20 protein-coding genes are annotated in these 24332 nt (G+C 64.8%); 11 read left to right on the top strand and 9 right to left on the bottom strand.

The genetic code is table 11. From position 1 onward, the window contains the following. Nucleotides 1-82: 82 nt before the first annotated feature. Nucleotides 83-670 carry a hypothetical protein gene (locus IAQ70_RS06760; protein ID WP_190988549.1) on the bottom strand — a complete coding sequence of 196 codons (588 nt, stop codon included), beginning with the start codon at nucleotides 668-670 and terminating at the stop codon, nucleotides 83-85. Nucleotides 671-830: 160 nt separating this feature from the next. Between IAQ70_RS06760 and IAQ70_RS06755 the strand changes: the two genes are divergently transcribed. The 6 genes from IAQ70_RS06755 to IAQ70_RS06730 all read left to right on the top strand — a co-directional run bounded on the left by IAQ70_RS06755 (nucleotide 831) and on the right by IAQ70_RS06730 (nucleotide 7961). Continuing rightward, nucleotides 831-1547 carry a TetR/AcrR family transcriptional regulator gene (locus tag IAQ70_RS06755; protein ID WP_190988548.1) on the top strand — a complete coding sequence of 239 codons (717 nt, stop codon included), beginning with the start codon at nucleotides 831-833 and terminating at the stop codon, nucleotides 1545-1547. A 1-nt stretch (nucleotide 1548) separates the two neighbouring features. Then, nucleotides 1549-4074: an MMPL family transporter gene (locus tag IAQ70_RS06750; RefSeq protein WP_190988547.1), complete on the top strand. Its 2526-nt coding sequence runs from the start codon at nucleotides 1549-1551 to the stop codon at nucleotides 4072-4074. Nucleotides 4075-4083: 9 nt separating this feature from the next. Beyond that, the gene (locus tag IAQ70_RS06745) at nucleotides 4084-4752 is read left to right on the top strand and encodes a Maf family protein (protein WP_190988546.1); all 669 of its coding nucleotides are present in this window, start codon (nucleotides 4084-4086) and stop codon (nucleotides 4750-4752) included. 129 nt (nucleotides 4753-4881) lie between these two features. Continuing rightward, entirely contained in the window at nucleotides 4882-6696 is a 1815-nt protein-coding gene (locus IAQ70_RS06740) for an acetyl/propionyl/methylcrotonyl-CoA carboxylase subunit alpha (RefSeq protein ID WP_223859296.1), read from the top strand. Between the two features lie 18 nt (nucleotides 6697-6714). Next, a complete protein-coding gene (locus IAQ70_RS06735; protein ID WP_190988545.1) occupies nucleotides 6715-7167 on the top strand; it encodes a YybH family protein in 453 nt (150 codons plus the stop codon). A 62-nt stretch (nucleotides 7168-7229) separates the two neighbouring features. Continuing rightward, nucleotides 7230-7961, top strand: a complete 732-nt coding sequence (locus tag IAQ70_RS06730) for a glutamine amidotransferase (RefSeq protein WP_190988544.1) — start codon at nucleotides 7230-7232, stop codon at nucleotides 7959-7961. A gap of 138 nt (nucleotides 7962-8099) precedes the next feature. Here the strand turns inward: IAQ70_RS06730 and IAQ70_RS06725 are convergent, their stop codons facing one another. After that, on the bottom strand, nucleotides 8100-9512 hold the full coding sequence (locus IAQ70_RS06725) for an MFS transporter (protein WP_190988543.1): 1413 nt from the start codon (nucleotides 9510-9512) through the stop codon (nucleotides 8100-8102). 272 nt (nucleotides 9513-9784) lie between these two features. Here IAQ70_RS06725 and IAQ70_RS06720 point away from each other — a divergent pair, with 272 nt between their 5' ends. The 3 genes from IAQ70_RS06720 to IAQ70_RS06710 are packed head-to-tail and all read left to right on the top strand — an operon-like array spanning nucleotide 9785 to nucleotide 14974. Next, a complete protein-coding gene (locus IAQ70_RS06720) occupies nucleotides 9785-11185 on the top strand; it encodes an MFS transporter (protein WP_190988542.1) in 1401 nt (466 codons plus the stop codon). A 1-nt stretch (nucleotide 11186) separates the two neighbouring features. Beyond that, entirely contained in the window at nucleotides 11187-13415 is a 2229-nt protein-coding gene (locus IAQ70_RS06715; protein WP_190988541.1) for a molybdopterin oxidoreductase family protein, read from the top strand. Beyond that, on the top strand, nucleotides 13412-14974 hold the full coding sequence (locus tag IAQ70_RS06710; protein WP_190988540.1) for an FAD-dependent oxidoreductase: 1563 nt from the start codon (nucleotides 13412-13414) through the stop codon (nucleotides 14972-14974). The genes IAQ70_RS06715 and IAQ70_RS06710 overlap by 4 nt, the downstream gene beginning before the upstream one ends. A gap of 67 nt (nucleotides 14975-15041) precedes the next feature. On the opposite strand, the gene IAQ70_RS06705 is transcribed toward IAQ70_RS06710, so the two are convergent. From IAQ70_RS06705 to IAQ70_RS06680, 6 genes are all read right to left on the bottom strand, one after another. Next, nucleotides 15042-15290, bottom strand: a complete 249-nt coding sequence (locus tag IAQ70_RS06705; protein WP_317983602.1) for a hypothetical protein — start codon at nucleotides 15288-15290, stop codon at nucleotides 15042-15044. After that, the gene (locus tag IAQ70_RS06700) at nucleotides 15287-15475 is read right to left on the bottom strand and encodes a hypothetical protein (RefSeq protein WP_190988759.1); all 189 of its coding nucleotides are present in this window, start codon (nucleotides 15473-15475) and stop codon (nucleotides 15287-15289) included. Before IAQ70_RS06700 ends, IAQ70_RS06705 begins: the two co-directional genes overlap by 4 nt. A gap of 175 nt (nucleotides 15476-15650) precedes the next feature. Then, a complete protein-coding gene (locus tag IAQ70_RS06695; protein ID WP_190988539.1) occupies nucleotides 15651-15806 on the bottom strand; it encodes a hypothetical protein in 156 nt (51 codons plus the stop codon). A 236-nt stretch (nucleotides 15807-16042) separates the two neighbouring features. Next, the gene (locus IAQ70_RS06690; RefSeq protein ID WP_223859382.1) at nucleotides 16043-16477 is read right to left on the bottom strand and encodes a DUF4158 domain-containing protein; all 435 of its coding nucleotides are present in this window, start codon (nucleotides 16475-16477) and stop codon (nucleotides 16043-16045) included. Then, nucleotides 16389-18767: a VWD domain-containing protein gene (locus IAQ70_RS06685; RefSeq protein WP_190988538.1), complete on the bottom strand. Its 2379-nt coding sequence runs from the start codon at nucleotides 18765-18767 to the stop codon at nucleotides 16389-16391. The genes IAQ70_RS06690 and IAQ70_RS06685 overlap by 89 nt, the downstream gene beginning before the upstream one ends. Nucleotides 18768-19965: 1198 nt before the next feature. Continuing rightward, nucleotides 19966-20646, bottom strand: a complete 681-nt coding sequence (locus tag IAQ70_RS06680; protein ID WP_190988537.1) for a hypothetical protein — start codon at nucleotides 20644-20646, stop codon at nucleotides 19966-19968. A 1132-nt stretch (nucleotides 20647-21778) separates the two neighbouring features. Here IAQ70_RS06680 and IAQ70_RS06675 point away from each other — a divergent pair. Further along, nucleotides 21779-22276 carry a hypothetical protein gene (locus tag IAQ70_RS06675; RefSeq protein ID WP_190988536.1) on the top strand — a complete coding sequence of 166 codons (498 nt, stop codon included), beginning with the start codon at nucleotides 21779-21781 and terminating at the stop codon, nucleotides 22274-22276. 1132 nt (nucleotides 22277-23408) lie between these two features. Next, nucleotides 23409-24104, top strand: a complete 696-nt coding sequence (locus IAQ70_RS06670) for a hypothetical protein (protein WP_190988535.1) — start codon at nucleotides 23409-23411, stop codon at nucleotides 24102-24104. Nucleotides 24105-24133: 29 nt separating this feature from the next. Here the strand turns inward: IAQ70_RS06670 and IAQ70_RS06665 are convergent, their stop codons facing one another. Beyond that, nucleotides 24134-24319 (bottom strand): PspC domain-containing protein, encoded by a 186-nt coding sequence (locus tag IAQ70_RS06665; RefSeq protein WP_190988534.1) that lies wholly within the window; start codon nucleotides 24317-24319, stop codon nucleotides 24134-24136. Between the last annotated feature and the right edge of the window lie 13 nt (nucleotides 24320-24332).

Genomic DNA, 24332 nt, shown 5'->3' with positions numbered 1-24332 from the left:
GTGCAAACGAAGAAGTCCCCGGGAACTTAGTAGTTCCGGGGACTTCTTCCTTTCGCGGCTCCTTTACTCTCTGCCCTGCGGGTCAGCGGCCGCCGCCGCCGATCACCCCGTTCTGCACGGCCTTCGTGACTGCGTCCGCCTCAGCCTGGGTCAGCTTGCCGTCGGTAACGGCCTTGTCCAGGCGGGTCTTCAGTTCCGCGGCGTGTTCTGCCTGCTCTGCGGTGCGCAGTTCCTCCAGCGCCGCCGTCACCTTGGCCTCGTCGATACCCAGCGATGCTGCGAGCGACTTGGCAAGTTCAGCCTGCCGGGCTGCGGGGTCAGGCCTGGTTCCGTCAGCCGTCGTACCCTTCTCCGTACCGGCGGCGGGCTTGTTGGCGTCGCGGAAGGCTTTCAAGGCATCGGTCAGCTTGGTCTGGTCCACGCCCAGTTTCGTAGCCAGTTCAGCTGCATCCGCGCCGCCGAAGCCAAAGCCGCCGTGGCCGCCGTGGCCACCCCGGCCGCCCTTGCCCTCGGCCGGGGCGGTGCTGGCGTCCGCGGAGGTGCTTGAGCTGGCGCTGGGGGTGGGGGTCGGCGTCGTGGTTGCAGAGGCCATCCCGGCAACCCCGATTCCGGCTCCAAGGGCGAGTGCCGTAGCCGTCAGGCCCAGCGTGATTCTCCTAGTGCGTGCCATTCGTTTTCTCCTGAATCTGCCGTCCCTGACGGCTGGTCATCTTCTCCCTGTCGGGACTAATCCAGTCTCGGCCGGCAGGATCAGTTCCAGCTGTTGGGAACCTTTCATCTTCCTGTGAATTAATTTGCGCGGCGTGCAAACTTGCACGTAGTGTAATTTCGTGACCGAGACCCTCTCCCGACGCGAACTCAACAAGGCCGCCACGCGCCAGGCAATCACCGATGCCGCCTTCGCGCTGTTGCGCAGCAACGGGCCCGGGAACTTCACGGTGGAGGATGTTGCCGAGATGGCCGGCATCTCGCGGCGGACCTTCTTCAATTACTTCAGCAGCATCGAAGCCGCACTGGCCGCAGTGACGAACGGATTCCTGGACAGCGCCCTGCAGCAGTTCAGGCAGCGTCCCGCCGACGAGCCCATCCTCGAATCCGCACGGGCTGCCCTCATGCAGCTGGCGGACCCCATGACCGTGGCTCCGCTGGCTGAGCTGTTCACCCTGACCCAGGAGAACGCGCTCCTTTCCCGCTCCGAACTCGAAGCCTGGGACCACTGCACCGGGCAGATCATCAACGCCGCGCGGGAGCGCTTCGCGGGAACCCCCGGCGCCGCCGTCGATGAGCTCTACCTGCGTGCCCTGGCCGGTTCCGTCATCTCCTGTGGCCGGGCAGCCATGGATGTCTGGTTCGCCCGTTGCGGCGCCGATCTCTCCCCCGCCTCGCTCGCCGTGCTTCGCCAACTGCTGATTGATGCCATGGGCCACCTGGGCTCCGGCTTCGGGAGTCCCCATCCGGCAACCGGCACAGCCGCGGCTGCCGCGGCCCAAGCACCGTCCACGGCCCCACCAACCGCCGCCCCTACCCTCCTCAAAGAACGGCTCTGACATGGCCCTGCTGCTCTACCGCCTCGGCAAGTTCTCCTACCGCCACCGATGGCTGGTCATCTCACTCTGGCTCGCCGCATTGGTGGCGGTCGGCGGCTCGGCTGCCGCCTTCCACGGCACGCTCTCCAATAATTTCCAGATTCCGGGCACGGAGACCCAGCGCATCGCGGATAAGTTGAAGCAGGAACTGCCCGCAGCCTCGGGCGGCTCCGCAACGATCGTTTTCGAAGCCCCCGCCGGTGGCTTCACCGGCGAGAGCCGCGCTGCCGTCACGGCCGCCCTCACCAAACTCGGGGAACTCCCGGACGTCAAGGCCACCACCGATCCGTTCGCCACGCAGGCCCAGCTGGACCAGGCCGGACAGGCCATCACCGAGGGCGCGCAGCAGCTTGCTGCCGGCCAGGCCAAGCTGGACGCCTCACGGACCCAGCTCGACGCCGGCGCGGCGCAGCTGAGTGCCGCAGAGCAGCAGCTTACGGCCGCGGGAGCGTCCGCCGCCGTCGTCGAGGCACGGCTGGGACAGCAGAAGGCTGCCCTGGCCCAGGGGCAGGAACAGCTTGCTGCCGGCACGCAGGAACTCGCAGCCGCTAAGGCGAAGCTGGACCTGGGCAAGCGCCAGGCTGAGGCTTCCGGCGGGATCCGGTTTGTCTCGAAGGACGGCCAGGCCGCGGTGGCCCAGGTGCAGTTCACCACCTCCATCAACGCCCTCACCCCTGCCGTGCGGCAGCAGGTCCAGGACATCGCGCATGAAACGGCGGCCGCCGGCGTCACAGCACTGGCCAGCAAGGAAATCACCGAGGACATCTCCGAGCTCTTCGGCACGGCCGAAATCATCGGCATCGCAGTGGCCGCCCTCGTCCTGATCCTGATGCTTGGCACACTGATCGCCGCCGGGCTGCCGCTGCTGATGGCCGTGATCGGCGTCGGCGTTGGCGTGGGCATCACATTTGCCCTGTCCGGTGCGTTCGAGATGAGCTCCATCTCCCCCATGCTCGCCCTGATGCTTGGCCTGGCCGTGGGCATCGACTATTCGCTCTTCATCGTCAACCGGCACCGGACCCAGCTGCTTGCCGGCATGGACCCGGAGGAATCCGTGGCACGTGCCACCGGAACGTCCGGCAACGCGGTGCTCTTTGCCGGCCTGACCGTCATCATCGCCCTTGCCGCCCTGGTGGTTCCGGGTCTGCCGTTCCTGAGCGTGATGGGCCTGGCCGCCGCCGGCACCGTGGCTGTTGCCGTCCTGGTTGCCCTCTCGCTGACGCCGGCCATGCTGTCCCTGATCGGGCGCCGCATCATTTCCCGGCGGGCCTGGGCCAAAGCGGAGGCCCACAACGCCGAAGCCGGCCACGAGGCCGCCGACGTCGCCCGGGACGAAGCCAAGAGCACCCGCGGTTGGGGCGGCCTGGTAACAAGGCACCCCATCGTGGCGATGGTCGCCGGTGTGCTACTGCTCGGCACCCTGGCCCTGCCCGCCGCGCAGCTTCAGCTCGCCCTGCCCGACGGCGGCTCCGAGCCGGTGGACTCCGAGGCCTACCAGGCCTATGACGTGACGGCCCGCAGCTTCGGCGAAGGCGTCACCGGTCCGATTGTGGTGGTGGGCGAGTTCCCGGCCGGCCTGGACGAAGCCCGTGCCCGGGAACTGCAGTACGACGTCGCCGACCTGATCCGGGGCGTGGACAACGTCGTGGCCGCCGTTCCGGTGGCGCTGAGTGAAGACCGCCGCACCGCCGTTTTCCAGGTCATCCCGGAGGAAGGTCCGGCCAAGGCAGGCACCGTGCAGGTGGTGAGCGAACTCCGCGAACGCGGCGCACAGATCCAGGCCGATACGGGGGTCACCATCGGGCTGACCGGCCAGACGGCCGGCAACATCGATGTCTCCACGAAACTGGGCGACGCCCTGCCGCCCTACCTGGCGATCGTCGTCGGGCTTTCGCTGATCCTCCTGCTCCTGGTGTTCCGCTCCATCGTGGTTCCCCTGCTGGCAACCGGAGGCTTCCTGCTGTCGCTGGCCGCCGCGTTCGGCCTCGTCGTGGCCGTCTACCAGTGGGGCTGGCTGGGGGCCGTGTTCGACGTCGCCAATCCCGGCGCGGTGCTGAGCTTCCTGCCGATCATCCTGATCGGTGTGCTGTTCGGCCTGGCCATGGACTACCAGGTCTTCATCGCCTCCGGCATGCGCGAGTCCTACATGCACGGCGCACCGGCCAAAAAGGCAGTACGGATCGGCTTCAGCCATGCCGCCGCGGTGGTGACCGCCGCCGCGATCATCATGGTCAGCGTGTTCGCCGGCTTCATCTTCAGCCACCTGACCATGGTCCGGCCCCTGGGCTTCGCCATGGCGTTCGGGGTGCTGCTGGATGCCTTCGTCGTGCGGATGACGATTGTGCCGGCCGTGATGTACCTGCTCGGCGAAAAGACCTGGTGGCTGCCGAAGTGGCTGGACCGGATCCTGCCGGATGTGGACGTCGAGGGCGCCAAGCTCGAACGCCGGGAAAACACGCCGCAGGAGCTCGCCCAGCCCGTCCACTAGGCTGAATCCGTGACCCGATTGATCCTGGCCTCCCAGTCCCCCGCCCGCACCAAACTCCTGGCCGACGCCGGGATTCAGCACTCGGTGCTGGTCTCCGACGTTGACGAGGACGCAGTCCAGGCCCGTTACGGGGTCACGGATCCGCACGATACCGCCCTGCTGCTGGCGCGCGCCAAGGCCGAGGCCGTGGCCGCGCTGCCCGAGGCGGAGGGCGCGCTGGTCATCGGCTGCGACTCGGTGTTTGAGTTCGACGGCGAGGCGCACGGCAAGCCGTACACCGCAGAGGTCGCCCGCGAACGGATGCTCCGGATGAGCGGCAGCAGCGGGGTGTTGCACACCGGGCATTGGCTGGTGGACTGCCGCGCGGTGGCGGCGGACGGCACGGGTGAAGCGTCCGACGACGGCGCTGCGGCGCCGGGGTCCGGCGCGACTCTCGGGGCGGTCACCTCCGCCGAGGTCCACTTCACGGACATGGAACCGGAGGAAATCGACGCCTACATCGCCACCGGGGAACCGCTCCACTGCGCCGGCTCGTTCACTATCGACGGCTTCGGCGGGGCCTTCATCCGGAAGGTGGACGGGGACCCCCACACCGTCGTCGGCCTTTCCATTTCGACGCTCCGGGCGCTTCTGGGCCAGGCCAACGTGCGCATCACGGAGCTTTGGCCCGCGCCATAATCGCCCCGATTGCTCGGACGTTTGTAGGTTTCCTACAAAGCATTGCCGGTTTACACGCGGAATCCGCAAGTAATATCGGCGGAACCCTCAAAATCGCGCTAGGCTCCCTGAAGGAAAGAAGGAGACGCCTTGTCAGCAATTTTGGAGCAGTCCGCAAGTCCCGTGCAGTCGAACCTCACCAAGGTGCTGATCGCCAACCGCGGCGAAATCGCAGTGCGGATCATCCGCGCGGCACGTGATGAAGGCATTGCCTCCGTGGCGGTCTACGCCGATCCTGACCGGGACGCGCTCCATGTCCGGCTCGCAGACGAGGCCTACTCCCTGGGCGGCAACACGGCCGCCGAGTCCTACCTGGTGATGGACAAGATCATCGACGCTGCCCGCCAGTCCGGTGCCGACGCCATCCACCCGGGCTACGGGTTCCTCGCCGAAAACGCCCAGTTCGCGGCGAAGGTCATTGAAGCCGGCATCACCTGGATCGGCCCCTCCCCCGACGCCATCTCCGCCCTCGGCGACAAGGTCCAGGCCCGCCACATCGCCGAAAAGGTGGGCGCACCCCAGGTTCCCGGCACCGCCGACCCCGTGCAATCAGCCGAGGAAATCCTTGAATTCGTGGACAAGTTCGGCCTGCCGGTGGCCATCAAGGCTGCCTTCGGCGGCGGCGGCCGCGGCATCAAGGTGGCCCGCACCCGCGAGGAGATTCCGGAGCTGTTTGAATCTGCCGTCCGGGAAGCCACGGCAGCCTTCGGCCGCGGCGAGTGCTTCATCGAGCGTTTCCTGGACGCCCCCCGCCATGTGGAAACCCAGTGCCTTGCGGACGCCCACGGCAACGTTGTTGTGGTCTCCACCCGTGACTGCTCCCTGCAGCGCCGCAACCAGAAACTCGTGGAAGAGGCCCCGGCCCCGTTCCTCACCGAAGAGCAGAACCGCCGGCTGTACGAATCCTCCAAGGCCATCCTGAAGGAAGCCGGGTACCTCGGCGCGGGCACCTGCGAATTCCTGGTCGGCCAGGACGGCACCATCTCTTTCCTGGAGGTCAATACCCGCCTCCAGGTGGAGCACTGCGTTTCCGAGGAAGTCACGGGCATCGACCTGGTCCGCGAACAGTTCCGCCTGGCGCGCGGCGAGGAACTGGGCTACGGCGACCCCGAGGTCCGTGGCCACTCCATCGAGTTCCGCATCACCGGCGAGGACCCGGGCCGGAACTTCATGCCCGCACCGGGAACCATCACCAGCCTGAAGAACCCCACGGGACCCGGTGTCCGGATTGATTCCGGCGTGGAGCAGGGCGACATCATCAGCGGCAACTTCGACTCCATGCTCTCCAAGCTGATCGTCACGGGCGCCACCCGCGCCCAGGCCCTGCAGCGCTCACGCCGTGCGCTGGAGGAGATGGTGGTGGAAGGCATCCCCACGGTCATCCCCTTCGACCTGGCCGTGGTCACCAATCCCGACTTCGCTCCGGCCGACGGCCCCTTCAAGGTCCACACCCGCTGGATCGAAACAGAATTCGTCAACAACCTTCCCGCCTGGTCCCCGGACGGGACCGGCGTGGCCGCTGAAGACGCCGGTGAACGCCAGCGCGTGGTGGTCGAGGTCGGCGGCAAACGCCTCGAAGTGGTCCTGCCGGCCTCCCTTGGATCCGTCGGCACGGGTTCCGGCGGCGGCGCGAAGGCCGGCAAATCCAAGAAACGCCTCCGCTCAGGCGGCGCCGCGGCAGCCGCCACCGGCGACTCGCTGACGTCCCCGATGCAGGGCACCATCGTCAAGGTGGCCGTGGCCAACGGCGACGTGGTGGCCGAAGGTGACCTGATCGTGGTGCTCGAAGCCATGAAGATGGAACAGCCCCTGACCGCGCACCGTTCCGGAACCATTACCGGCCTTGGTGCCGCGCCCGGTGAAACGATCGCGGCCGGCGCCGTCATCGCCAGGATCGAAGACTAGAAGCGCCGGAGGCACCCCATGCTTGCACCCAGTTTTGAAGAAGAAGTAGCCCGTTACCACCTGGCCGTTCCGGAGATCACCCGCGGCAACCCCGGCCCGGTCAAGGACCTGTATTCAAGGCTCGACGACGTCACCCTGGCCAATCCTTTCGGCGGCATTGCCCGCGGCTGGGCCCAGGTGGAAGCGCGCCTGGACCAGGCGTCCAGGCAGTTCCAGGACGGCGAGATGCTGGGGTTCGACACCATCACGTCCTACACCGCACGGGACACCGCCTTCTTGGTGGAGACCGAACATTTCCGGGCCCGGCTGGAGGGTGCACCGCTGACGGAGGAGTTCGCGCTCCGTGTGACCAGTGTTTTCCGCCGGGAGGAAGGGTACTGGAAGCTGGTCCACCGGCACGCCGACCCCGCCGCCCGGCCGCAGTCGCGGCGGTCCCTGGCCCAGTCCGCGGGTGAACCTGCCGGGCACTGAGACCCTGCTTTGGCGTTGGCGTGCTCTGGCGCTCATCAGGGGGCCGCGGGCAGACTTAGCGTGTGAAGCCTTTCCTGCTCCTCGCCTCCCGGGCCGAAGATGACGCCGCCGAGGATGAGTACGCCGCCTACCTGAGGTACGGCGGGCTGGCACCGGAACAGCTCCGCCGTATCCGGCTGGAGGCCGCTCCTCTGCCGGAACTGGACCTGGCGGGGTACGCCGGCGTGATCGTGGGCGGCAGCCCGTTCACGTCCAGCGATCCCGCAGAAGAGAAAAGTCCCACCCAGCATCGCGTGGAGCGGGAACTTGCCGGGCTGCTTGACCGGATCGTGGACCAGGACTTCCCATTCCTCGGCGCCTGTTACGGGGTGGGGACGCTGGGAACGCACCAGGGTGCAGTGATTGACAGGACGTTCGGCGAACCCCTGGGCGGAGTGGAGATCGAGCTGACGGACGCGGGCGTCGCGGATCCCGTCCTGCGCGGGATGCCGCGCCGGTTCACTGCCTTCACCGGGCACAAGGAAGCCTGCACCGCGCTGCCTTCCCACGCCGTGCTGCTGGCGTCCTCACAGGCCTGCCCGGTCCAGATGTTCCGGATCAAGCAGAACCTGTACGCCACCCAGTTCCATCCCGAACTGGATGTTGAGGGCCTGGTCACCCGGATCGATATCTACTGCCATGCCGGTTACTTTCCGCCGGAATCCGCGGAGGAGCTGATGGCGTCCGCCCGCGGGTTCACCGTGACCGAGCCCATGACCATTCTGAAGAACTTCGTGTCCCGCTACGCGGGGTGAGCCTTCGGATGGGCGGCGGGCGCCGCCGTCGTACGCTCCTGCCCACGTCGTCCGGCCCGGGACGCAGAAATGCCCGGCGCGCTCCCCGGAATAACGGGGAACACGCCGGGCATCACCGGCACTAACTGGGCTGGAAGGTCAGGCCACGTTGTTCTCGTAGTCCACGTCGCGGGTTTCCTTGCTCACGAACAGGGCGAACAGCGTCAGGACGGACATGACGGTGAGGTAGACGCCCACCAGCACCGGGCTGCCCTTCGCCATTTCCCACAGCCAGACGGCGATGAACGGTGCCACCGCTGCGCCCAGGATGCTGGAGAAGTTGTAGCTGATGGCCGAACCGGTGTACCGGACGTTGGTGGGGAACAGCTCCGGCAGGATGGCGCCCATGGGTCCGAACGTGAGACCCATCAACGAGAAGCCGATGATCAGCAGGGCCATGGTGCCCACGAAGCCGCTGCTGAACAGCGGGACCCACAGCAGGCCGAAGACGAAGATGCCGGCCGTCACGGCCAGCAGCATCTTGCGGCGGCCGTACTTCTCGGCGAGCGGTCCGGAGACCAGGGTGAAGATACCGAAGAACACGACGCCGGCAATCAGCATCCAGAGGAAGTCGTTGCGGGTGAAGCCCAGGCCGGGAACGAACGCAGCAGCTGCCGCTTCGGACATCGGCTTGCCGGCCTTTTCTGCGGCCGCCTTGGCAGCATCCAGGCTGGAGGCGCGGGTGCCGTAGGTCAGCGTGAACGTGGTCATGAGGTAGAAGAGCACATAGGTCGCGAGCATGATGAACGTGCCCAGGATCAGCTGGCGCCAGCTGGTGTTGAAGACCCGGGCCAGGGGCAGCTTGGCCACCTCTTTGGACTCAAGGACCTTGGTGAAGGCAGGCGTCTCGATCAGCTTGAGGCGCACGTACAGGCCGATGATGACCATCACGGCGCTGATCAGGAACGGCACACGCCAGCCCCAGGCCAGGAAGGCTGCCGGTGACAGGGCGTAGCTGGCAACGAGGAAGATCACGTTGGCGATGATGAAGCCAATGGGCGCACCGAGCTGCGGGAACGTGCCGTAAATGGCGCGCTTGTTGGCGGGGGCGTTCTCCGTGGCCAGCAGGGCCGCGCCGCTCCACTCGCCGCCGAGGGCCAGGCCCTGCGCGAAGCGCATCACCACGAGGAGGGCCGGGGCCCAGAACTCCCAGCCCGGAACGAGCGCCGTCGGCAGACAGCCGATCAGGAACGTCGCAATGCCCATGGTCAGCAGCGAGGCCACCAGGGTGCCCTTGCGGCCGAACTTGTCACCGAAGTGGCCAAAGACGATGGACCCCAGCGGGCGGGCGACGAATGCCACGCCGAACACAGCGAACGAGCTCAGCAGCTGCGTGGTCTCGTTCTGGTTGGGGAAGAACAGTGCGGGGAAGACCAGCACAGCGGCAGTCGCATAGACGTAGAAGTCGTAGAACTCAACCGTGGTACCGATCAGGCTGGCAACGATCACGCGGCCGCGCGTGTTCACCGCCTTCGGTGATCCTGGCTCCGCGGAGGTTTGTGTGGATGACATATGGACACACTTTCATGAGAACCGGCCGGGCATGGAGAGGCCAGGCGCGCAGTAGTTAGAGTTCAATATTAGTTCCCGCCGTCCAGTCAATGGACAAATGTTCCAGCATCTGGACCTGTGGGCTTCGTCTCACGTGGTGGCACCAATCCTAGCCTCACACGGCTTTGAGGACGCAGATAGGCAAATGTCACAGGGCGTTAACACACCGCGACCGTCCGCGAAACGCGCCGTCCCTACCTTTGAGGGACAACAAACTTTCAAGGAGGCACGCCGTGACTGCTGACCGCACCACAGACATTCGCTCCACCCGAACCGCAGCCGCCCCGGCCCTGGAATTCCTCCCCGGCCGCTGGATCGCCAACTGGGACGCCGAAAACAAAGAGCAGTGGGAAGCCACGGGCCGCACCATCGCCCGGCGCAACCTGAACTGGTCCATCTTCGCCGAGTTCCTCGGCTTCGTGGTCTGGCAGCTCTGGTCCATCGTGGTGGTCCAGCTGCCGGCAGCAGGCTTCACCTTTACGACGTCGGAAATCTTCTGGCTGATCTCGATGCCCAGCCTGGTGGGCGCCACGCTCCGGATTCCCTACACCTTCATGGTTCCCCGCTTCGGCGGCCGGAACTGGACCATCGTGTCCGCCCTGCTGCTCCTGATCCCCGCCGTCGGCCTGGGACTCTGCGTCTCCAACCCCGAAACCCCGTTCGGCGTCATGCTCCTGGTGGCAGCCCTGGCCGGCTTCGGCGGTGGAAACTTCGCCAGCTCCATGGCCAACATCACCTTCTTCTACCCGGCCCGCGAAAAGGGCTGGGCGCTGGGCCTGAACGCCGCCGGCGGCAACATGGGTGCCGCCGTCGCACAGCTCGCCGTGCCCATTGTCATCACCCTCCTGGCCGCGGGCACCGTCAACCTGCCGCTGGCAGGCTGGATGTGGGTTCCGTTCATCCTTCTGGCGGCCTACGGCGCCTTCAAGTACATGAACAACCTCACCAGCGCCAAGGGTGACGTGGCCGGTTCGGTCGCGGCGCTGAAGGAACCGCACCTGTGGGTCATGGCGCTGCTGTACATCGGCACCTTCGGTTCGTTCATCGGCTTCGCCGGCGTCTTCCCGAAGCTCATCAAGGACTACTTCCCGGCGTTCTCCTCCATCGGAGTCGGCACCGTGGCACTGTCGCTGGCCTTCCTCGGCCCGCTGGTCGGTTCCCTGGCCCGTCCCTACGGCGGCCGGATGGCCGACCGGATGGGCGGCGCCCGGATGACCGTGGCCGCGTTCGCCTCCATGGCCGTCATTACCCTGACCATGATCTGGACCCTGCCGCTGAAGAACTTCTGGCTCTTCCTGGTCCTGTTCCTGATGCTCTTCACCGCCAGCGGCTTCGGCAACGGCGCAACCTACCGCATGATCCCGGTCATCTTCGCCACCTCCAGCCGGGCTGCCCGGAACGGTGCCGACTCGGTGACCACCCAGCGGCTCGCTTCCTCCGCCCTCGGCCTCATCTCGGCCATCGGCGCCTACGGCGGGTTCGTGATCCCGCAGGTGCTGAACGCGTCCAATACGGCCAGCGGCTCTTACACCCCGGCGTTCTACGGATTCGTCGGCGCCTACGTCCTGATGCTGGCGGTCTGCTGGTTCTGCTACATCCGCAACGCCAACCGAAACGCGATGGGACACGTCTAACATGACCAAAAGCGCCGACACGCACTGCCCCTACTGCGCCCTGCAGTGCGCCATGACGCTCACGTCTCCAGCGGGACTGGCCCCGGCTTCCAAGCCGGGGCCAGTGCCCGTGGCTGCCGGCACTGCTGTGCTGGAAACCTTCGAGTCACCGCTCCCCGAAGCGCCCCTCAACGTCCAAGGACGCGACTTCCCCACCAACCGCGGCGGCCTGTGCCGGAAGGGTTGGACCTCGGCCACCCTCCTGAACCACCCGGGACGCGTCACCGAGCCGCTCCTGAAGGGTGCCGACGGCATCCACCGCCCCATCGGCTGGGACCAGGCCCTGGCTTTGGTGACCACCGCCGTCAAGGACACCCAGGCACGCTACGGCAGGGACGCCGTCGGCGTTTTCGGCGGCGGCGGCCTCACCAACGAGAAGGCCTACATGCTGGGCAAGTTCGCCCGCCTGGCCCTCGGCACCTCGCGCATCGACTACAACGGCCGGTTCTGCATGTCCTCCGCGGCAGCCGCCGGCATGCGGGCCTTCGGCCTGGACCGCGGCCTGCCGTTCCCGCTCACGGACCTGGACACCGCCAGCACCATCCTGATGCTGGGCTCCAACGTGGCCGAAACCATGCCGCCGTTCGTCCAGCACCTCAAAGGTGCGCGCGATGCCGGCGGCCTCATTGTGGTGGATCCGAGGCGCTCGGCAACAGCAAACTTCACTGCCGACGGCGGCGGCCTCCACCTGCAGCCCCTGCCGGGCACCGACCTCACCCTCCTGCTGGGCCTGTCGCACGTGGTCATCCACGAAAACCTCGTTGACGCGGGCTTCATCGCGGCACGGACCACCGGTTACGACGCCGTGGTCCGCAGCGTCAATGCCTTCTGGCCCGAGCGCGTCCAGTCCATCACGGGGGTCCCGGCGGAGCTCGTCCGCGAAACCGCACGCAGGCTGGCCGACGGCGCACGGAAGGGCGGCAGCTACATCCTCACCGGCCGCGGCGTGGAACAGCACGTCGACGGCACCGACACCGCCACCGCCGCGATCAACCTCAGCCTCCTTCTCGGCCTGCCGGGCTCCAGCCGCAGCGGCTACGGCACGCTCACCGGCCAGGGCAACGGCCAGGGCGGCCGCGAACACGGCCAGAAGGCCGACCAGCTGCCCGGCTACCGCAAGATCACCGACCCCGCCGCCCGCGCCCACGTGGCCGGCGTCTGGGGCGTCCCCGAGGAAACCATCCCCGGGCCCGGCCTGCCCGCCGTCCAGCTGCTGAAGTCATTGGGACAGCCCGACGGCGTGCGGTGCCTTTTTGTCCACGCCTCCAACATCGCGGTGGCCTCCCCCGACGCGAACGCCGTCATCGCCGGGCTCCGCAGCCTGGACTTCCTGGTGGTCTGCGACTTTTTTATGTCCGAGACCGCCGCCGAGGCCGACCTCATCCTGCCGGTCCTGCAGTGGGCCGAGGAGGAGGGCACCCTGACCAACCTTGAGGGACGCGTGCTGCGCCGCCGCCGGGCCATCCAGCCGCCGGCCGGAGCCCGCAGCGAACTGTGGATCATGGCCCGGCTGGCCGAGGCTCTCGATGCCCCCTCGACGTACAGCGAAGACCCGGAAACGGTGTTCGAGGAGCTGCGCCTCGCCTCTGCCGGCGGACTGGCCGACTACTCAGGCATCCACTACGCCATGCTGGACCGCGGCGAGGCCGCCTACTGGCCCTACCCCGCGGGCAGCACCGGCACGCCGCGGCTCTTCCTGGACACGTTTGCGCACCCCGACGGGAAGGCGGTCCTGACCGCAGTGACGCCCCGCCGCCGTCGTACGCCTGCCGCTAATCCGGATCCTGCCGCCAAAACCATGACCCTCATCACCGGCCGCCTCCTGGAGCACTACCAGTCCGGCGCCCAGACCCGGCGGGTGTCCGAGCTCCTGGCCACCCAGCCCGAGGCCAAAGTGCAGATGCACCCCGCCGCCGCAACCGCCATGGGCATCACCGAGGGCGCTTTCGTTTCGGTGGCCAACGAACGCGGCGAGGTGCTCTGCCGGGCCGAGCTCAGCACCGCCATCCGTCCGGAGACGGTGTTCCTGCCGTTCCATTTCCCGGAACTCGAGAGCGCCAACCGGCTCACGGAAGCCGCCACCGACCCCGTTTCCGGGATGCCCGAATTCAAGTTCAACAAGGTGTGGGTCCGGGCGGCGGCACGCACGGAACGTCAGCACAGCGTTCTTCAAACGACGGAGGCCTCATGAGCGAGCAGATTGTCATTGTCGGATTCGGCCCGGTGGCGGCCCGCCTGATCGATGAACTGCTGCCGGCGGTCCGCGACGGGCATGTCCGCCTGACCGTTGTAGGCGAGGAAGCGGAGGCCGCCTACAACCGCGTCCTCGTCGCCGACCTGGGCGTGGGGCGCACCACGGCGGATGCCCTGGCGCTTTCCGACGCGGCCGCCCTGATCGCCGACGGCGTGGATGTCCGCCTCGGTGTCAAAGTCCGGCGCGTGGACCGGGCGCGCCAGCAGGTGGTCCTCACGGACGGCACGACGGTTCACTATGAGCGCCTCGTCTTCGCCACGGGTTCGCGTCCTGTGATCCCCAACCTCACCGGCATCAACCCGGACCCGGCCTCGCCCGTCCTGCCGGCCGGCGTCACCGCGCTCCGCGACCTGCGTGACGCTTCGGTTCTGCGTGCGGCGGTCGACGGCGGCAAGCGGGTGGTGGTGCTCGGCGGCGGTGTCCTGGGCCTCGAGACCGCCCTCGCCGCGGCGGAGGAGGGCGCCACCGTCACGGTGGTCCACAACGGTCCCCATCCCCTGGGCCGGAACATCGACCGCGGCGGCGGTGCGGTCCTTGCTGCCGGCCTGCGCCGGTGCGGCGTCCGGATGGCCGGCAACGCCCGCTCCACGGGGGTGGAGCACAACGCGCCCGACGGCGGCTTCTCGGCGTTGCTGCTCGCTGACGGTTCCGCGATTGACGGCGACCTTCTGGTCCTTTCGTGCGGCGTCCGGCCGCGGACCGAGCTCGCAGAGGGCTGCGGCCTGTCCACCGGTACCGGAATCCTGGTGGACCACCGGCTCCGTGCGCACCACGAACCGCACATCTTCGCGATCGGTGACTGCGCCGAGGTGCGCTGCCCGGACCCCGGCTGCAATGAGTGCCGCACCGCCAAGGGCCCCTCCGGGCTGGTGGGCCCGGGCTGGCGGCAGGCAGAATGGCTGGCCGAATACCTGACGCTGCTGGCCACCGGCACGCAGGACGAAGCCGACGCGCTGGCGGAACTGCCCCAGGAGCAGGCCGGCGTCATTGTCCTCAAGGCCCGGGGCATGAACATGGCAGTGGCCGGGGACAATGCGGCCGATCCGTGGGACGAGGAAGCCCTGACGGCCGGTGCCGTCCACGGCCGTCCGCGCCTGCAGATCGCCCAGTGGGCGGACCCCGAGCACGGCCGCTACGTGAAGATGACCACCCGCGGCGGGGTGCTGGAAGGCCTGGTAGCGGTGGGCATGCCGCGGACTGCTGCCGAGCTGGTGGGATTGTTCGAACGCGGTGCGGAGCTGCCGGCAGACAGGTCACTGCTGCTCCGGCTGGACGGCCCGGACCAGCTGGCGTCCTCCGGCCCGGCCGATCCTGCGGGCACGGTGTGCCGCTGCGCCGGAGTCAGCGGGGCCAAAATCCAGGGCGCAGTCGAGGGGGGTTGCTCCACTGTGGCCGACGTATCCAAGGCAACCCGCGCCGGCACCGGCTGCGGCGGCTGCCACGAGGACATCAAGGGCATGATCGAAAAACACTTCCAGGCGGCCCCCGCCGCCTGAGTTGACCTGACGCCTGGCGGGGAATCATTGTCAAGCACAGCCCGAGCGAACTGCAAGCTCAGCTTGCTCACTCAGCCGTCCCCTCGGGCAAGCGTTCGGGATGCTTCGGGTCCTTGCCCCTTTCACGCCAGTATTCATCCCGTTGCCATAACGAAAACCAGGTTGCCCATACGATCAGAATGGTGGTTCCCATAGCGAGGATGCCCAATTTGATCCACACCCACGGTTCGGTATCTATCGGCATGAAGGTCAGGATCAGCATGACGGGCGTGAAGACCATCATGTAGCGAGTGAGGCGGCTGAATCTCCGCTTCACCTCTTCGGAAACAGGTGTTGCGGAAGGTGGTCGCAGAGTTCGGCGATCGCGGTCGTGGCCCGCCGTGTCGGGAGCGGGTCGAGCCGGATCGTCAGGTATCCGGGGACGGTGGCGTCGATCGTCAGGTACTGGCAGTGGCGGAAGCGAAAGGCCTGATCGCGGCATGTGGCGATGGTCGACCGCATCAAGAATTCCTCGACTGCCTGCAGCAGCAGGTGTCGGTCGACACAGACCTGGCGGGCGTCTATGCCCACCTGGTCGCCCTCGTAGGCAAGACGGATGTCCTGATCTTCTTCGACAGGGCCCTCGCCAGGATCTCATAAGCAGTGCCCGGTAGGCCTGGAGCAGGCTTGACGCGTCTCACAGATTCCAGACGGACCAGTACAGTGCATAAAGGCTTTCGCCGAATTCCCGGATATCCGTCGATGGCTCGTACAGGCTGGGATTTCCCCGGCGGAGGTTCTGCATCCGGTTCAGGTGGCTTTGCCATTGGGAGTGGTCGACGTCCAGGGTCACCCACTCCCCCCAGGGCCTGTGTTGGGACAGAGGCAGGAGTCCACGGACACGCTAAGGCAGGGGCATTGGGTGGGCGGCAATCCGGCGCACTCCCGGCCGATCTCCGGAAACCGCCGCAGCCCCTCCAGCTCCTCGTCCGTGAACACCTGAACGACCACCAGCAACTTCCCACTTGAGCCAAAAGATCCCCTGATCAGAAGCCTACCCAGACATATCCGCCCGATCTTTCCCGAGTACTACGGCGACCCCAACCAGACCGCGGCCCGTTCGAACAAGCGCACCGGCCCCTCCGGCGAAGTCCAGGCCCGGGCCGACAGGAACAGCTTCAGCTGCTCGTTCTTCTCCGGATCAGCGAAGTCCACGTACGCGTAAACGGCGGAGATCTCCTCGGCATGCTCATAACCGGTCTGTCCCCGCTGCGCGTAAAGCTTCAGAACGGAAGCATCCGCAATACCCAGCTGTCCGGCCAGGGACTCGACCACCGACCACGGAATGGCCAACGGATCGGTCAGGAATCGGCTCACGACCCGCACCTTAGCCAGCTGAACAGCGAATCCCAGACGGATATGAGTTCTTGACGGTTCAGAAACGGGCAGCGATGCGGTAGGACGACCCGTCAGGTGCGAAAACGCTGAGGCAGACCCGCCCGCTTGCCGCCAAGCTACCGTCATCCTGGACATGCAGTTCGAAGGTGCGCGGTTCATTCAGCGTCAAGGTGGGCATCGAACCGTCGCTGGAGTTCAGTTGGGTGCTCCCGCTGTAAATACCCAGCGACCATGTCTGACTACCCACGCCAAACGAGAAGCCTGGCGGAATGGGCGCGCTGCCGGCGTATGTATCCCAGTGGTGGGAGGCGGGTGTCCCGTCTTCACTACACACGGCCAATACCAGATTCGCTATGTGGCCCTTCAATTCGGCGGTAAGGACCGCGTCGGCTGTTCCGTCGGGCGCTAGGTTTCCGTCGCCTGATCCGAGACGGTCCGCGCCGGAACGTGTGACGAACTGCAGCGATCCCGAAATCGTGAAGACTTGCGCTTCGGCTGCTGAGATGGCAAATCGGGGGTTTCCTGTGAGCCCAACGTCCAGGATGCAGTTGGCGAGCCATGGGTCGCTCGTAATGCCGGAGGAACGGCAGACTTGTTCGGCGGAACCGGTGTCACCAAGGTCCTTTGCGGAGAAAAACCGGTCGGGGAACGTCGTATCAGTGAACGTACCCGTGTCCTGTCCAGCCCCGTAGTCGAACAGGGATTCTGCACTATTGATCCGCCAACTCTGCGCGAACCCGCCGTACAGATCCCCAAATGCCACAGGTGGCATGAACGTGGTTCCCTCCCGTGTGGATATATCGTTGTCCCGATTTCCGTCGAAACTCCCGAGCAAACCGTTCACTGCGCCTTGGCGGGAGGCGGCCAACCCGATCCTCAGGTTCAGAACGGAGTACTGCTGCGTCATCCACAGAGTGGATCCGTCGGGCCAAGTCACCGAATATGTGCCGTCCGCTGAGCGGTCGATGCTTCCCCCGCCTGCAAGCGCGATGTGACCCGAAGACATGTCAGCCGTTTGTCCATTGACGCGAACGGTCAGGGATACTCCGCCGCCAGCAAGAAAGAACCCGATCCTGTTGTCATTGACCCCCACGGCAGCAGCAGTCACTGCGCTGACAAACCGCGACCCAGGCAAGGGGGCCATTCTTACCTGCACAGCGAGATCAGGATCCGGGGCCAGAGACCGGGCAGCGTAGAACTCACCCACCGCCTGCACGTCAAGATACACGCCATCCAAGGTTCTTATGTGGGGGTCTCCGTACATCGTGCTACAGCCGAGGTCCGCCGAACACTTTGCCCCCCCGTTCCCGAGCAGGATGTCTATCAACGCCCGTGGCCTGCACTGAGTCCCGTCAGGCGGCAACTTAAGGGGAGTCCCATTCCTATCTTCAGAATAAGACGTACGCAGGGGAAGGCCCTGGGATGCCCGGTACTGGTTCTCCGCGCGCGTCGCCGCCACTTCGGTCATCGGGATATTACTCATTACTTCCCCGTTCGGGCCGTCATATACGCAAATACGGCGGTCAGTCCGCTTGTTCCTCAATTGCTCATCAGCATGCGCCAGCTCGTGGTAAAGCTCGCTGCAGGCATCGCGGGGAACTCCGCCCGTCAGGGGTGGTTGCGTGGGGTCCAGATCCCAGGCAACGGTTCCGCCGGGAACGGGTAGATCGTAGTGTCTGCTGCCGGGCAAATCCAGTGGTTTATCGCCCTCCGGGAATGACCGGCGCAGCTTCACTTCGCCGTCGGCTGTGGTCGTCCTCTCGTATACTCCTGCCTCATCCCCGCCGTGTGCCTGGTACTTGCTCTTGCAGTCGTTGAAACGCTGTTGAACGCCTGGATGCACATCGATGGAGGCCAAGGCCGGCTGCTGTCCAAAGAGGGTGACACCGCTAACTGCGAAAAGAAATACAAAAAGCAATGTCAGGGCGGTCGTCCCTTGTCTCCGCCGTCTACGGAGGAAAAAGAGGATAAAGGCCACGAGGACAAGCACTACAAGGCCTGCAATGAAGTAGGGCAGGACCTCCACCGAATTGGGGTCCTTCACGTTGAACTCCACAGTAACTGGCGTGTGCGCCGCACAAGGGGTCGAGGAGTTTACGAGCCACGGCGCCTGATAGGTTGCCGTCAAACGGTAGCGGCCCGGGGTGACTATGGGCCACCTAGACTGGGTCCCGTACGTGGAAGCCGCGTCGCCGGCAGTTACAGTAATTAGTCCCAGATGCGCGTCCTCTTCCCCGCGCATGACTTTAAGTTCCAGCGTGGATGAACCTCCAGCCGCCAGCTCGGTCAGGGTCGGAGCAACAGCCTGAGCATACCCATCCTCGAAACTAACGGAGGCAAGTTGTGGTTGGACGGGCTTTCCGTCGTGCTCCAGTGACGTAACTTGCAAGGCAGCGGCGGAGCTACTGCTGGCCATACAGCGCATTTGGCCGTTCGTAAACCGATAGGTCAGGCTGGAAGATTCGTCCAACCGGTAGTCAGCCTGCAGAGCGACTATTTCCAATGAAGACGAGGGCATGTCTTCAACGGGTTGGCCAGCAGAAAGTGCCGGGGCCGGATGGTCGCCAATGCCAATGGAAGCCACAGCCGTCGGGAGCGCAGACCAGGCCAATGCCGTGACCAAAAGGAGCAGTGTTCCCGCGGCCAGTCGCAGGAGATGGAGGAGAACGTTATGCGCCACGTCTAAACGCCCCTGAGAACGGGTGACGCGCTCAGCATCAACATGATTTGCCGCCATTTAGAAGGGTCTATAGCCGCAATCAAACAGCGAGCCGCGTTACTGTACCGTTACAGCCGAGTGCAGATTCCTCCCGGCATATCGCGTGATCATGCCCGCCATACAAACCTGGTGTTTACAGGGAGCGGCGGCTCCCATCTAACGTGCATTGTCAGCGACCGGGGCTACGAGATCACCGTGAGATGACCGTCGAAATGGAGCTGCGCGGCGAGGTCCGGGGCGGAATGCTCCTTTTCTAGAGCCCTCGTCTTATTGCGGCATGGGTCACGACGGGAGCGGCTGACTAGATGCTGCTCGGTACTGAACGAACACTTCTGGCGCCGAGACTCACGTAAAGTGCCCGCGAAATGGGGCGCGTGCCTCAATTCGCGAACACTTTACGTGAATCTCATCGGGCTCTACTCAGCGGGTCCTCACAGGCCTACACTGTGGCCATACACTTTGGAAGATTCCTGACGGAGTTCTCGCGAAAAAAATTACGCAGTAAAACCGCGTCCAGCTTGTCGGGAAGTTCTGCCCCGGAAGTTGATTTTGGAGAGTTTCCAGAAAACAGCAGGCGCTAATCGACGTCGAAGTCCTCCGCAAACTGCAGGCGGCGACTTCGGCGCATATTCCGTAACCAATGAAAGGAACGGAAATGGACACTAAAGAGACACAGTTCTCTTACAAGGGTGAGCAGATCAAGATTACGGAGACACATCCCGACGCTGTTATCAGCATTGATGGTCGGGATCTTAAGTGCCACCATTAGCGAGGAACCGCTCACGAGCATGCAGCCACATTGACTCACCTTCTTGTCATTGCGATCTGCCCCGGCTGACCCTGACGGTGACGAACTACCACGGCACGATCCGGCGGACTCTGCCAGGCAGGGCGTTCAGTGCTGCCCGAACTCCTCCAGCCACGCCTTCACCGCTTCCCCGTTCCTGATGCCCTGCTTCTGGTCGGAAAACTCACCGGGAATAGCCAGGAGGTTGCCCGCCAGGTCCAACATCCCAAGTCCGCTCCAGACCAGTCCTCCAAGCTGGATGGCAGGACTGCTCAGTTTATCAGCGATGGAATTAAGCGTCGTCTTAGTCGCCCGCGGCGCGGCGGGTAACGGCCGGGCGAAGTACATGAGGTTACTCTCACCGTTCACCGTCAACCAACAACCACTGATCCACTTCGCAAAGGACCGCCACTCGACCTTTACGGAGTCCAGGGAACCGGAAAATTGCACGCCATCTCCGGTCGCGTAGAAGAGGCTTCGCCGGTCGAGGGCAAGGAGACCGACACGGATGGTGGTGGCATCCCAGACGAACTTCGTCCGTCCCTTCGGGTCGTGCCAAGCGGGCACTACAAGCACATCCTCGGGTCGCGCCGTGTCCGGGTCGCGGCCGGGCCCCTCGCTCATCGTCATCACCTCCCGCGTCGATAGTGGCCCACCCAGCGTTACGCGGGCGTTATCACAGCAGTTACGCCCGCGCGGGGGTACGTGCTTCACCAACGCCGGCCAGTTTATCGAGCAGCCGGGACACCCGTACTCCTCGATGGTGGCCACAGTCGTTGTGTTGTCCATCCGGCTCGATCGGGACGACGCCACGCCTCCGAACAGCCACCTGGCCGCCGTCCCTGCTGAAAGAGACCCAGCCGCTGTGGACAGGTGAGCCGGCGGCGCAGGCCATGAGCCATGGGGAACATCACCGCAGCTCATCATCCCGTGCGACCTGCTGAAGGTGGGGGCTGACCCAGTGGCCAACAGCGGCCGCGGCAATGATGCCAGGACACAAGAAAGGCCTGCTGTTTGAACTGCTCCCCGAAAGTTGGACTGAAAATTCAGTTCTAACTTACGGGGAGCAGTTTCATGTTAAAGAGCAGTTCGTTGTCCCTGGTATGCGCGGCACCTGGTTGTGAGCAAGGGCGGCGCGTTGATCGGCGGTCCACCGCTGGTGAGTAGCTGCACTGGTTCGCCCTGCGCGGCGGACCGCCCGGCTTCCGCAAGATTCGTGGCCCTTCCCAGGTGATGGGCCGACCCGTTGAGCGAATCGGCAATGTTTGGGGCATTAATGGACCTCGCAGAATCCAGTCGTGGCCGCTCATCGGGGGGCTTCCCCCTCTTTAGCCGACACCAGCAAATCCTTTGGGAGAGCAAGCAGGCCTTTCGCGCTTCAGCCCGCGTAACCAATATCGACGATTTAGAGCCGTGGCAGAACTTGCTGATGGCAAGCGGAATCGTCCGGGGTGTCGGAGCTTCATTGTTAGCCAGTCTTCATTTCGAGTGGCTCCGCTCAACTCGTGAGGCTAGCTCGGTCGTCTCGTTAATATCTGTCTCTCCCCTTTACGAGGGGGATGTATCTGCATCATCTCCCCCTTCAAGGTCTAACGCTGCTTTGGTCTTTGCCACTCTCGCAGTTGTGGCTTATCGTTCACAGCGTCGTTGGCGTCGCTGACTCATGGAGGCTGAGAAGCAACGGCCGCGCGACGGTCATTCTGCCGGATCGCTCTGCTTTTCGCAGATTACAAAAACAAAAGGCGGCCGCCTCCGAAGCTGTCGTTATCGACTAGTTCTAAACGACGTCCGAACAGCCCGAGAACAAGGAACAAAGCGGCCTCTCCCCCCCATCACGCCCGGAGAGCGCCCTTCAACGGTCACTTTGATTCCTATATGTTCGGATGAGCTGCATAACGTATGCAGCTCGAAGGAGGACACTATGACCGATGCTGCTAACGGATTCAGCAATCTCGAACAACTCGTGAAGGCTCACAGGGACGAGCTGAGCAAGAATCGAACAACTGCTACAAACACCACACCCAACGGTGCCTCCATCCCGTCAACCGAAGAGAAACTGTGGGAGAGCGTTCAAACCAAGCTCCTAAATGACCGCATCAGCAGAGAGGCTGCGCAGAGCTCCAAGGAGCGCAAGTCGGGACTTACGATGTTCCTGGAGAAACACGCAATCATCATCTCGCTAGCCTTGAGCGCTGTTCTGATTATTGTTTCCCTGACCAGCGGAGCTGACCTCGTACAGAAGTTCAAATATCTTGCAGCCACCGCTGCGGTCCTCGGCTTACTGGCCGCCTTAGCCCGCCTGTGGGCTCATAGTGGGTCTATAGCGGTGGACGGCCTGGGGAAGATGCTGGGACTGTCCTCAGCCCTTTTGGCGCTTTCTGCGACCGGAGCCCTATTGATGTTGGATAAGTGGACGTAACGCGACGCCACTTGCATCGGAATCCGGTCGTTTTTGGCTAGCTGGCCAATAACGGTCATGTGGTGTCAGCAGTTTTCGTAGCTGTCCCTGGTCGGGGCCGCATTGAAGGAATTACCGACAAGTGGTCCCTCGTGGATTCCCGCGACCATTGCCAGGGCACACCCCCACGGTGAGAAGGTACTCATCAAGAATCCTCCGGGCGCCGCCATATCTCGCGGCTTCTGGGTCGGATTCGGTTCGCCAAACTGCGAAGATCTGGGGTTGCTGGAAGATTCCGCCCGATACGAATGCTGCCACTCCTTGTTCAAAGGGCACTAGGAGCGCTAGGTGGCAGTCCCATTTCTCGATGCAGAGTGACGCGCTACGATCCTCAATCCCTGTGCACGGCGAGAGTTCCGACCTTGCGCAGTACTGTTCGGCCCAGGCTGCGATCGACTGTTTCGACGGGTCTTTCGACTGCGGAACTGGCGCGAGTCCATATTGAGCCCTAACCGCCACCCCCCGCCCGGGGGACCACCGCGCCCTCGTCGAAATCCTGCTGTCCCTGGTCCCCACCGATAACGAGCGGACGCAAGCCCGCGCAGCAGTACTGCCTGGGGTTTTGGCAACGCGACCGAATTGCTCAGTTAAACCGAAGGTCGAACAAGCGCTTGGGCAAACCGGGAGGATTGGCCTCGGAGGTCGGGTCGGCGAAGTACTTCGGGATAGGTGCAATTCTCATGGTTCTCGCAGGGGCGGCCCCGGTGATCGACTCGCTCATTACCGGGCAACCGGGCCGGGCAACCGGGCCGGGCAACCGGGCCGGGCAACCGGGCCGGGCAACCGGGCCGGGCAACCGGGCCGGGCAACCGGGCCGGGCAACCGGGCCGGGCAACTGACGAGTCCCAGGCGCTCATGATTATCATCATTGCCGCAGTTGGGTTCGTTGTCTTGGGCATAGTCATTGCCGTGATGCTCTACAGGCGAGGGTCGGGGTAGATGGCAAAGGATCCAGGGCAGCTGACCCAACCAACTTTAGGACCACTCCGCAAGGGTCCGGAGTCTTATGGTATGCCTGCAAGTTGAGGCAGTCCGGACATGGACGCGTAACGCGAATCGGCATGCCGGCAGTCGCGGCGGTAGCATCGGGGCCATGAATGCCGACGAAGAAGACGACATCACCGAGGAACTCCTGGCTGACGCAGGCAGGCTGACCGGGCTGAGCCTTGAACTGCTGGGCCTTGATCCGCACCCGGATGACATGACTCCGGAACAGCTGCTCCTGTTCGACCCGGAAGACCTGGCCGAAATGGCTGCTGTCCCGGCCGACGATCGGCAAGAAGCTGTGAGCCGGACCCGCCTGCTGGCAGGCCTCCTCTGGAACTCGTCGGGTGTTCTGATCGACCAGCTCTTCCGGGATCTCGAAACACTGGTCGGACCGGATGCCGTCACCCCGTCCGGCATCGCCAAGTCCTGCGTGCTGTCCTCCCTGCCGCCGCAGTTCGCGTCCAGTTACGACGCCGGGTTCACGCGGAAGTTCCTGGTCGTCGCCTCCGATGTCGCTGCCTCCCTTGGCCGCGGCTGGGCCGCTCCCGGCTGCATCGCTGCCGAACTCGCCGTCCGCTGCCTGCTCGACCAGGCGGAAATCACCGAGGATATCTACGAACTGGACCTGCCGGAGGACTGGCGGGCACAGGTTGAGGAGGTCCTTCTCGAAGACGCGGACAGCGCAGCGTTGTACGTGGACGGCCCCGACGCTGCCGAAATCGACACCGCCAGCCTGGGTTTCGAGCAGTGGTTCAAGCCCTTTGCGGCCGGACACGTGGTCCCGGCCTACGCCCGGTCCTGACTGGATGGCTCCGCCGGAGTGCGCGGAAGCTAGGCCGGGGCCTTCGGAATCATGATCCACAAAGCGATGTAGACCAGCTCACCGATCCCCGCCAGTCCAAAGATCACAAAGCCGAGCCTGACCAGAAACTTCGGAAGCCCGAACCGGGCAGCCAGCGCGGCACAGACGCCGCCGATGATTTTGCCACTGCGGGGTCGCTCAAGTGCTGTAGTCATGTCGCCACGCTAT

The sequence above is a fragment of the Pseudarthrobacter sulfonivorans genome (assembly GCF_014712225.1).
Classification (GTDB): Bacteria; Actinomycetota; Actinomycetes; order Actinomycetales; family Micrococcaceae; genus Arthrobacter; species Arthrobacter sulfonivorans.
This window is presented reverse-complemented; position numbering and strand designations above follow the sequence as displayed.